Origin of the sequence: Zhongshania sp., assembly GCF_041623545.1 — a bacterium.
Lineage (GTDB): Bacteria > Pseudomonadota > Gammaproteobacteria > Pseudomonadales > Spongiibacteraceae > Spongiibacter.
Genome location: NZ_JBFJWS010000105.1, coordinates 1 through 10,034, shown reverse-complemented (window position 1 = coordinate 10,034; position 10,034 = coordinate 1). Strand labels below are relative to the sequence as shown.

12 protein-coding genes are annotated in these 10,034 nt (G+C 50.3%); 6 read left to right on the top strand and 6 right to left on the bottom strand.

The genetic code is table 11. The annotated features are described in order from the left end of the window. The first annotated feature begins 298 nt into the window (after positions 1-298). The 4 genes from ABYT30_RS10845 (at position 299) to ABYT30_RS10830 (ending at position 4,748) form a co-directional block, all read left to right on the top strand. The gene (locus ABYT30_RS10845) at positions 299-775 is read left to right on the top strand and encodes a hypothetical protein (RefSeq protein ID WP_373084708.1); all 477 of its coding nucleotides are present in this window, start codon (positions 299-301) and stop codon (positions 773-775) included. A gap of 186 nt (positions 776-961) precedes the next feature. Next, on the top strand, positions 962-1,459 hold the full coding sequence (locus ABYT30_RS10840) for a hypothetical protein (protein ID WP_373096437.1): 498 nt from the start codon (positions 962-964) through the stop codon (positions 1,457-1,459). 159 nt (positions 1,460-1,618) lie between these two features. Beyond that, positions 1,619-2,260: a TetR/AcrR family transcriptional regulator gene (locus tag ABYT30_RS10835; RefSeq protein ID WP_373096435.1), complete on the top strand. Its 642-nt coding sequence runs from the start codon at positions 1,619-1,621 to the stop codon at positions 2,258-2,260. Between the two features lie 181 nt (positions 2,261-2,441). Further along, a complete protein-coding gene (locus tag ABYT30_RS10830) occupies positions 2,442-4,748 on the top strand; it encodes a Tex family protein (RefSeq protein ID WP_373096433.1) in 2,307 nt (768 codons plus the stop codon). Here the strand turns inward: ABYT30_RS10830 and ABYT30_RS10825 are convergent. The 5 genes from ABYT30_RS10825 to ABYT30_RS10805 all read right to left on the bottom strand — a co-directional run bounded on the left by ABYT30_RS10825 (position 4,745) and on the right by ABYT30_RS10805 (position 8,144). Continuing rightward, positions 4,745-5,695, bottom strand: coding sequence for a PA2778 family cysteine peptidase (locus ABYT30_RS10825; protein ID WP_373096431.1), 951 nt, complete (start codon positions 5,693-5,695; stop codon positions 4,745-4,747). The genes ABYT30_RS10830 and ABYT30_RS10825 overlap by 4 nt on opposite strands. Continuing rightward, positions 5,682-6,080 (bottom strand): PA2779 family protein, encoded by a 399-nt coding sequence (locus ABYT30_RS10820; protein WP_373083533.1) that lies wholly within the window; start codon positions 6,078-6,080, stop codon positions 5,682-5,684. Before ABYT30_RS10820 ends, ABYT30_RS10825 begins: the two co-directional genes overlap by 14 nt. A gap of 70 nt (positions 6,081-6,150) precedes the next feature. Next, positions 6,151-6,720: a glycine zipper 2TM domain-containing protein gene (locus ABYT30_RS10815; protein ID WP_373083534.1), complete on the bottom strand. Its 570-nt coding sequence runs from the start codon at positions 6,718-6,720 to the stop codon at positions 6,151-6,153. Between the two features lie 137 nt (positions 6,721-6,857). Further along, positions 6,858-7,622: an adenosylcobinamide-GDP ribazoletransferase gene (locus ABYT30_RS10810; RefSeq protein ID WP_373096430.1), complete on the bottom strand. Its 765-nt coding sequence runs from the start codon at positions 7,620-7,622 to the stop codon at positions 6,858-6,860. A gap of 111 nt (positions 7,623-7,733) precedes the next feature. After that, positions 7,734-8,144 carry an Hsp20/alpha crystallin family protein gene (locus tag ABYT30_RS10805; RefSeq protein ID WP_373084217.1) on the bottom strand — a complete coding sequence of 137 codons (411 nt, stop codon included), beginning with the start codon at positions 8,142-8,144 and terminating at the stop codon, positions 7,734-7,736. 172 nt (positions 8,145-8,316) lie between these two features. Between ABYT30_RS10805 and ABYT30_RS10800 the strand changes: the two genes are divergently transcribed. Further along, positions 8,317-8,796 carry a peroxiredoxin gene (locus ABYT30_RS10800; protein WP_373084219.1) on the top strand — a complete coding sequence of 160 codons (480 nt, stop codon included), beginning with the start codon at positions 8,317-8,319 and terminating at the stop codon, positions 8,794-8,796. Continuing rightward, positions 8,793-9,605, top strand: a complete 813-nt coding sequence (gene murI / locus ABYT30_RS10795; protein ID WP_373096428.1) for a glutamate racemase — start codon at positions 8,793-8,795, stop codon at positions 9,603-9,605. Before ABYT30_RS10800 ends, murI begins: the two co-directional genes overlap by 4 nt. On the opposite strand, the gene ABYT30_RS10790 is transcribed toward murI, so the two are convergent. Beyond that, on the bottom strand, positions 9,592-10,034 hold a 443-nt coding region (locus tag ABYT30_RS10790; RefSeq protein WP_373096426.1), incomplete at its 5' end, for a hypothetical protein. The genes murI and ABYT30_RS10790 overlap by 14 nt on opposite strands.

The following is a 10,034-nucleotide window of genomic DNA, read 5'->3' as shown; positions in this document are numbered from 1 at the left end:
CCGTGGGTTGAGCCGTTTTATTCTTGTTTTGAGCCATGTTCACCTCGTTGTGTAGCGGCAAGCGGCCTAGAAGGTAACAACTATATAACCTAAATTTCGCGCCAAGCGCAATACCGCGTTAATGCGCTGTAACGATGCGGCGAATATAATAAACGCGAAATAAGGGCTTCCCGCAGTTTTAGTATGTGCTTTCTAATTAAACTCCGTACTCTTGCACCCAAGTCAGCGAGTAATAGCAGTTCTCGCCGAAATCAGGCGCTATTTAGCCTACTATTTCATTCTCAATGAGGACGTCATCATGACCGAAGCAAGTAAAATCGAAAAAGCAAATGCACTAGCAAAAGAATTGTTTTTGGCAAACCTAGGTCTGGCTGGCAAAGTATTTGAACAAAGCCAAGAAGTATTAAAGCAGACTGAAGCTAAACTTAAAGAAACCGAAACCAAAGCTAAAGACGCTTACAGCAAGCGTAACGAATTCTTTGACGGCTTGGTTGCTCGCGGCGAAAAAGTACAGAGCGATGCAGTTTCTAAGTTCGAATCTAGCAAGACCCAAGTAACTAGTAAAATTGAAGGCAGCAAGTCACAAGCCATTGCCAAGTTCAACGAAACTAAAGCTCAGGCAATTGCCAAGTTCGAAGAACTGAAAACCGAAAGCAACACTGCCGTTGAAGCACAACTCAAAACTTTGCGCGAAGGCTTTGACAAAGTGAAGTCTAAAGTTTCTCGCAACGCTGCTGAAGCAACTGAAGTCGTAGCTGAAACCGCTACTGCTTAGTAAAGAATTCGGCGTCCAATTGGCCGCCAAATCCTAGGTCTGTATCTCACCTATGCTTTTGCACGATGCGCCGTATGGCCATCGTGCTTTTTTCATACCCGAGTGCAGATTGATAGATTCCACACCGGCAAGGTTTTCTTACTGGTGTCTCAGATTCAATTATTTTATTTTGCAATGGAGAACGCCATGAGCAAAGACAGCAAAAAAAGCCTGCAGGACCTTAAAGACGCCACCAACCACGCTGGCGAAGTTGCTAAGAGCATTTGGCTTGCCGGCCTTGGCGCTTACGGCCGCGCCTATGATGAAGCTCACGAAGCTTTAGAAAAAGCCAGCAAAGAAACCCCAAAGCTATTCACCGAATTAGTTGATAAGGGCAACCGCCTAGAAACTCAGGCTCGCGCCAAGCTGGGTGAAGCAACTAATATTGGCAAAACCACCTCCATTGAAGAGCGCATTAGTAAAATGCGCGCCAGCCTTGGTTTTGGTCACACCGCCAGTGCTGACGATCTAAGCCGCCTAGAGAAAAAGCTTGATGCACTAAGCAAGAAAGTAGACGCGTTAAGCAAAGCAGCTAAACCAGCCGCCGCAGCAGCTGAGCCCAAGACTGCCGCGAAAGCAGCACCTAAAGCGAAAGCCCCACGCAAAGCACCAGCGAAAAAAGCTGCCGCAAAAAAAGCGGAATAAGCTACAGAGAGGGAAGGTGAGCAATTCATCTTCCCTTTTATTAAGCTCGCATTTTAAACACTCTGCGTAAAGAACTCCGCCAATAACTCAACTCTGCTGGACATGAAAGCAGAATTCATGGCACCTTGTGGTTTCGCCCACAGGAGTCTGTTATCTCGGATGAAAACCCGCGACAAAATATTATTAAGCAGTCTCGCCTTATTTAACACCGACGGTGAACCCAATGTCACCGCCGTTGATATCGCCAATGAACTGGATATTAGTCCCGGTAATCTTTATTACCACTTCCACGGCAAAGACGAAATTATTCCCGAACTCTACGCCGCCTTCGAACTTGAGTTGATCGACATCCTCAGCGCTCCGCTAGAGAAAAATCTCAGCGCCCAGGACACGTGGTTTTATTTATACATTGTTTTCGAACACATCTTTAATCACCGCTATTTTTATCGCAATCTCAACGATCTTCTGCAGCGCTATCCACAAATCGCCAAGAAGTTTGCCAAACTCCTAGAACTCAAAGTACAGGCGGCGCGCGCGGTGACACTGGAATTGCGGAGCCAGAATTTTCTCGACCTCGACGACCTGCAACTTGAACGCCTCTGCGACAATATCGCTATGTCGCTGACCTTTTGGCTCAATTACACCCAATTGCGCGAGCGCAACATCAGCAACGAAATGGTGATTCATCAAGGTGTATTCCAGATTATGTCCCTAGTCACCCAGCACCTACGACCAGAATACCGCTATTTTTATGATGAGTGCTGCGCCTTGTTTGAGGCATTAGCGCAAAGCGAAACGTAGCCAAACGCTTGACGGGAGAAGGGAGACGCTTAGAAGTGAAAACAGCGCATGAATCCACGCTTTGCGTCTTTCGTCTCCCATCAAGCGTCTCCCGCGGTTCAAAAAACATATTGTCAAGCCTCGCACCACGGCCATAGTTTTTGCATAATGTCCGGCTTCACGTATTTAATAAGCCGATTATATGAATTCCATACCCAGCCGTATTGCCCAAGAACTTGGTGTTAAAGAAGCTCAGGTCAGCGCTGCCGTCGCGCTGTTAGACGAGGGCGCTACCGTTCCGTTTATTTCCCGCTACCGCAAAGAAGTCACTGGCGGTTTAGACGACACGCAAATGCGTGATTTAGAGTCGCGACTGGGCTATTTGCGGGAATTGGAAGACCGCCGTGAAACCATACTTAATAGCATCCGCGAGCAGGATAAGCTCAGTCCTGAGCTGGAGCGAGATATTCGCGGCGCGGACACTAAAAACCGCTTGGAAGATTTATACCTTCCCTACAAGCCAAAGCGCCGCACCAAGGGCCAGATCGCTATTGAAGCGGGGCTCGAGCCACTCGCCACCACCTTATTTGACGATCCCAGCCAAGACCCCGCCAGTCTCGCGCTCAACTACTTGAACCCAGAGCAGGGCATCACTGACGTGAAGGGCGCGCTCGATGGCGCCAAATACATTCTGATGGAACGTCTTAGCGAAAACGCTGATTTACTCGCTAAGCTGCGTAACTTTCTGTGGAATGAATGCCTTTTATGCAGCACCGTCATGACAGGCAAAGAGCAGGAAGGCGAAAAATTCCGCGACTACTTCGCCCACAGTGAGCCGCTGAAAAGCACCCCTTCACATCGCGCCTTAGCCATGTTTCGCGGCCGCAATGAAAGCATTCTCAGCCTTGCCATTAAATTCAGCGAAGAAGAGGGCGCCGCTCACCCCTGCGAGGGCATGGTTGCCGAATTCTGGAACGTGAAAGACGAAGGTCGGCCCGCCGATACTTGGCTGAAAGAAGTCATTCGCTGGACTTGGCGCATAAAGCTCTACACCCACTTAGAAACCGATTTACTCGGTCAACTGCGTGAGCTGGCCGACACCGCTGCCATTGACGTATTTGCCCACAATCTTAAAGACTTATTGTTAGCGGCGCCCGCTGGGCAAAGAGCCACTATTGGCCTCGACCCCGGCATGCGCACCGGCGTGAAAGTAGCTGTTATTGATGCTACCGGTAAAGTCGTCGATCACTGCGCTATTTTCCCTACGCCGCCACAGAACAAAATCGCCGAATCGGCAGCGGTATTATTGGCACTGATCAAAAAGCACGGCGTACAACTCATCGCTATAGGCAATGGTACTGCCAGCCGCGAAACTGAGCGCTTTGTAAAAGACGTACTCTCTGCTCGCCCCGAGCTGGGCTGCACCAGCGTGATGGTGAATGAGTCCGGCGCCTCGATTTACTCGGCGTCAGAGTACGCTGCCAAGGAATTTCCCGATCTCGACGTAACAATTCGCGGCGCCATTTCCATCGCCCGACGTCTGCAAGATCCACTCGCCGAACTGGTTAAGATTGACCCAAAATCGATTGGCGTAGGCCAGTACCAGCACGACGTATCCCAAACTGCGCTATCACGCACCTTGGAAACGGTGGTAGAAGACTGTGTAAACGCGGTCGGCGTAGATGTAAACACCGCCTCACCCGCACTGTTAGCTCGAGTGTCTGGCCTGAATCTAAGTATCTCGGCCAATATTGTTGAATACCGCGATCGCAATGGCGCTTTTAAGAATCGCGAGCAATTAAAGGAAGTAAGTCGCTTTGGCGCCAAAACCTTTGAGCAAGCGGCGGGTTTTTTAAGGGTGGTGGGTGGCGACAATCCGCTAGATGCCTCTGCGGTACACCCTGAATCTTATAGCGTGGTCGAAAAGATCGTCAATCGCTGTGGCCGCGAAGTAAAAAATGTCTTGGGTGACAGCAGTTTCTTAAAGACCCTGAAGCCAGCCGAGTACGCCGATGAGCGTTTTGGTATTCCCACCGTTACTGATATTTTTGCCGAGCTCGACAAGCCTGGCCGCGACCCCCGCCCAGATTTTAAAACGGCGACCTTTAAAGACGGCATTGAGAAAATATCCGATCTTGAGCCAGATATGATTTTAGAAGGCGTCGTTACCAACGTGACTAACTTTGGTGCCTTTGTCGACATTGGCGTTCACCAAGACGGTTTGGTGCACATCTCGGCACTGGCCAACCAGTTTGTAAAAGACCCGCACAGTGTGGTGAAAGCGGGCGACATCGTTAAAGTAAAGGTGATGGAAGTCGACGCCCAGCGCAAGCGCATCGCACTTTCTATGCGTTTAGACGACAAGGCTAGCGAAGTACAATCGGCCAATAGCAGTGGCGAACGGCGCGGCGGACGCAACAAGCCCGCGGCGATGCCTAAGCAGCCACCCAAATCCGAAAACACCACCATGGCGGCACTATTCGCACAGGCCAAACAAAAGAAACGCTAGGGCTGCATACTCGGCGCTGAACAGTGATTCGCGACCGACTCGGCGGCGCGGATTTCACTGGCGCTTTCGCGATACACCGCATCGCTCGGTGCCAGTTCTTGTGCACGGCTAATAGCAGTCAGCGCCTGCGCTTTGCAGCCGCCGGCCAAAAGCGCGTAGGCGTAATTATTCCACAGCGCGGGGTCATCTTCTGCTAGCGTCAACAAGCGTTCAAAAACCTGAATAGCTCGCTGACTCTCACCCTGTGCCAAGGCCAAATTCGCCTGCGCCATCAAAACCGGCAGGGAGTCAGGCCAGCGCTCCGCCGCCAAGGCGTAAAAGCCTGCTGCTAATTCGGCATGCCCGGTTTGTTCAAAAGCATAAGCGCTGCGAATAGTCGCTAATGGCGCCGCCGTAACCGGTAAGCGGCTACTATCGACCATTACCCTTGCCCAGTAATTAGTTCGTGCCCATGTCGCCATAAACGTTGCAAAGGGCAATCGATAATACGGTTTGGTCCCCGAGTGCAAAATAAGCACTTCGCTGTCTAAATCGTAGCCAACTGCGAGGGCATAGTGCCACTGGGGCCACCAAGAAAACGTTAAATTTTGGAATACCAAGACCGGATTTCCAGCATCGATTTCTTTCAGTAGGGCATGAAAATCTTTGGCTAGGGGGTAGGGCAGTAAACCCAAGCGACGACTCGCCGCCTGCATCTCTACCGCAAGCGAGCCTTTTTTGCCGGGAATAAATAATTGCCTAGCGACGTCGTTCTGATCGACGTCAATACCGCGATACTGGGCAGTGGCCGCCAGAGCCGCTGGGCCACAATAATATTGCTGCTGGGCAATAAACGGTACGTCTAACTGGCGCCGAGACTCTAGGGTCTCGGCATATTCTTTGAGTGGTAAACCAGAACAGGCCTGCAATAGCAAGCACAGGAGAACGAGGGCTTTACTTCGCCGCATTAACAAAGGGGAAGATATCGGTAATACCGAGCACATCAGTAATAAAGAAAATCAAAACCAATAGTGCCAATAGACCAACAGCGCCGGAACCGGCTGGCAACTCATCCATGCGCTCGTGCAGCATGGCTAGTTCGCTGGGCGTAAGAGAATCAATACGCGCCTCAACATCTGCAGGTGACACACCTAACTCGACTAAGCGCGAGCGCACGTCGTCACTTGCCAGTGCGGCTTTCATTTCAGCACGCTCTGATTTTACAGAATATTCAGCCACCATTTTGTCGGTGCTGATCACTGACGCTGAGGCGGTGCTGGCGAGCAAACCCGTCCAGATCATAAAACCGCTCATTACTACGGCCGTGCTACGCTTCGCTAATTTCGTTGTCATACAGCTCACTCCATTTTGCAAATTATCGCTACATATCATTGTTATCAATATAGCCACAGTAAAGATTAGTTTATAACTTTGTTGTTTGCGATTTACTGCTCTCGGAATTACCCAATACCAACTGGCCGTTCTCAACAGGAATTGTCGCTCCCGGCTGGTGGTCCATAATTACCGTCTCAGTTTTGCCATCTAACTGATAGGTCACACTATAGCCGGTAATTTTCTCATGGGGATCTTGCACTGTATTACAGCGTTGTTCAGTGGTAGTGTACACGTCTTTTTGCTGCATATTTTTCTGCACTTTATTGCCCGCGTAGCCGCCCGCTGCCGCGCCAGCAACCGTCGCCAGCTTCTTACCGTTACCGCCGCCAACTTGCTTGCCAATAACCGCGCCCAGTACAGCACCAATCACCGTGCCCGTCACTTGATTACCGTCTTTTACTTCAGCTTGGTGCTGAACCACTTCGTCATAGCACTCTTGACGGTTGGTGTAATAGGTTTCGGTAATTGCCTTGCTGTCGACAACCTCAGCAAACTGCGGCTTTTTACTTTCTACTAAGGTGTTATAGCCTGCATAACTGCCCGCTGCCGTTACCGCTACGGCACCAAATATGCCGCCTACCAATAAATTTGTATTCATGCCGGTATCCTCAGCCATAAATTGCTCGTACTGCTATGACTGTAATTGACGCCATGAGTGCCGCAAAACGGTGGTTTAAGACTGTGCAGTATTCACACTTTATTTAACTGTAGTTAACAACAGCCCGCCGCTTTCGGTCAAAGTAAAAAGGCTAAATATACTATTATTTCAACAACTTGCTGAGCAGCGCCAAGCGCGTCACCGGTATAGCCACCGATCCGACGACGTAAGTAGACGGCAAAAGCCCAGCGAAAAGCCAAGGCGATCACCACTAAAACCATTAACGAATATAGATCGACAAGCATCAGCAGTGGCAGAAGCGGCAGACCCGAATACAACCAATGCTTGAGGGGCATCATTGTCGCCAAAGGCTTGGACTTGCCTTCACCACGCACATAATTTAAGTCGAGCAAATACGAGGTCGAAATCCAGCGGCTAAACACATGTCCCCAAAGCAAGGCCGCTACTACGACGAAAGTCGACGGCATCGCCGCCAAGCTGGCGGCTTTCAACGCCAAAATTAAAGCTAGGCCCACCGTGCCGTAGGTACCAATACGCGAATCTTTCATAATGCGCAGGACATCTTCACTGCGCCAGCCGCCGCCAAAGCCGTCACAACTATCGGCAAAGCCGTCTTCGTGAAAAGAGCCAGTAATCAGAATCGATGCAATCATCGACAATAGAACCGCTATCAGCACATTGGCAAATAGCGCCAGCGCTACACCGTAGAAGGTCGCAGCCAAAACGCCGACTAATAAACCAACAAGGGGAAAGTAACGGGATGCACTGTTAAGTTTGGTCTCACTAAAATCTGGATCTGCAGGTACTGGCAGCCGAGTCAAAAACCCCACTGCCAATAAAAATACCTGCCATTCATAGCGGCACTGTTGTCGAGAGATCAAAGCTGCGCTCCACTTTATCGAAAAAATGACGCTGTCAGCGCAGGGTCAGACAGCGTTCAAAGCGGCAAGTGTAGCAAGCTCACTGAGCTTGGTGTGGGTTATTTATGCACTTTATTGCACTCTAATCTTAAGGGGTTCCTCCGCAGTCGATTTGGGAATATTTAAGGCGAGTACGCCGTGCTCAATCTTTGCCGCGATAGCGTCAGCTTCCACGCCCTCAGGCAAACTAAAACGCCGTACAAATTGGCCTTGCCAACGCTCTTTGATGCTTGGCTTAATCTCCTGAGTATCGCTTTTCCGCTCACCCCGCACCGTTAATACTCCGTTGTGCACGGTTATATCCACGGCGTCAGGTGCAATACCCGGCACGTCCATCATCAATAGAAAGCCGCCATCGTTTTCGCAAATATCCACAGCAGGCTGCCACTGGGCAACGCGCTCACTATCGCTAGGCTGGCGGTCAAATGCCCGATTTACATCGCGCAATTCATTAAACAAGGTAAAAGGCAGATAGCTATTCATGATAAAGGCCTCCTAAACGGTCTCGCTCCAACCACCTACAGCCGCTTGGCTGTCACTCTGTATATGATGGTGACAAACAGATTTTTCAAGTCCATTACGCCCAGGCCACAGCTCTGCTAAACTGGCTAATCACGACATCAAATCTCCACCTCAAATAACGAAAGGTCCTATTATGAGCATTCAGTCTGGCGATAAAATTCCTGCGGTCACAATGAAGGTGATGGGCGAAAAAGGCCCACAGGACATCACAACAGAAGACATTTTCTCAGGTAAGAAGGTTGTTTTATTTGCGGTGCCTGGCGCGTTCACTCCCGGCTGCTCACTGAGCCACCTGCCCGGCTATATTGTGAATGCCGACAAAATTAAGGCCGCCGGTGTCGACACCATTGTGTGCATGGCAGTCAACGATGCCTTTGTTATGGACGCCTGGGGCAAGTCACAAAATGCCGAAGAGATTCTCATGCTGGCTGACGGCAATGGCGATTTCACCAAGGCCCTAGGCCTCGAAATGGATGGCAGCGGATTTGGTCTAGGTAGCCGCTCAAAGCGCTTCGCTATGATTGTCGACAATGGCACTATTAGTCACCTCGCCGTTGAGCCCGCCGGTGGTATCGACGTTAGCGCCGCAGAAAAAATTCTCGCCCTGCTGTGAGTAACAAGCAGCACACGCCCCGTGTGCTGATCTTCGATTCCGGCGTCGGCTCCCTGAGCATTGGCGCCGCAATACACGATCTGCTTCCGGACATTGAACTGCTCTATGTAATGGATCATGGCGGATTTCCCTATGGTGAGTGGGATGAAGCCCTGCTCACAACGCATATATGCGCCACCATCAATCGAGTGCTTACGGTGCACCAGGTCGATTTACTGGTCATGGCCTGTAATTCCGCCAGCACAGCAGTTTTACCCGCGCTGCGCAGCCAAATAAGCATCCCCGTGGTCGGCGTCGTCCCCGCCATAAAGCCCGCTGCAGCCTTAAGTAAAAGTGGGGTTATTGGTCTATTGGCCACCCCCGGCACCATTAGCCGCCCGTATACTGCCCAGCTTATTCAGGACTTCGCTGGGAATTGCACCGTTATCAGTGTTGGCAGCCGGGAACTCGCCCCAGCAGTCGAAAATTTCATTTGGCATAACGGAGACCTCGATGGCGTTTTGCAGAACGTAAAAAGAGAATTCGGTGAACACCGAGATTTTGCCAAAATGGACACCATCATATTGGCTTGTACCCACTTCCCGCTAGTACAAGCGCAACTCGCTGGTTTACTGCCAAATATGCAGTGGGTGGACTCTGGTCAAGCCATTGCCCGACGAGTCGCTTTTCTACTTGAAGAGTTGGGGCTAAAGCGAACGGTCAAAGAAGTCGTCGCAATGCAGTCAGCGATTATTCTCGGCGACGAACAGGGCAGTGCGAGTTTAGTGCGTTATTTACAAAACAAAAATATTCAAATCAGCGCTGATTAAACTCGGCGACACTCGCGTCATAAACGCTTAGCACCTCACTCATATTTTTATGCGCAGTATTATAATTTGTGATTCGTTTACGCCGCCGCTCATCGTTATCGCGACCTGTACCAATTGCCGTTTTATCCATGGTATCTAAGCATTTCAAATAGCGCTGACTGTCTTCCATATAGCGCTCTACTCGGCGTTTAGACACATTCATATCGTCGACATCAGCAACCGCACCGTCAGCTAAATTTTGCGGTTTCAACGGCAAGATGCACGCCGCGTTGGCGAAGGGTGCCCAGCTAAATAGAATAAAAAAAACGGGTATTAAAAAACGCATGTGCTCAATCCGGCGATAAACTTGTTGGCAGAGTATACCGCAGAACGCACGACGGGAGACGGGAGACCCTTGTAAAAACACGGTCTCACTCACCTCCCAAAATG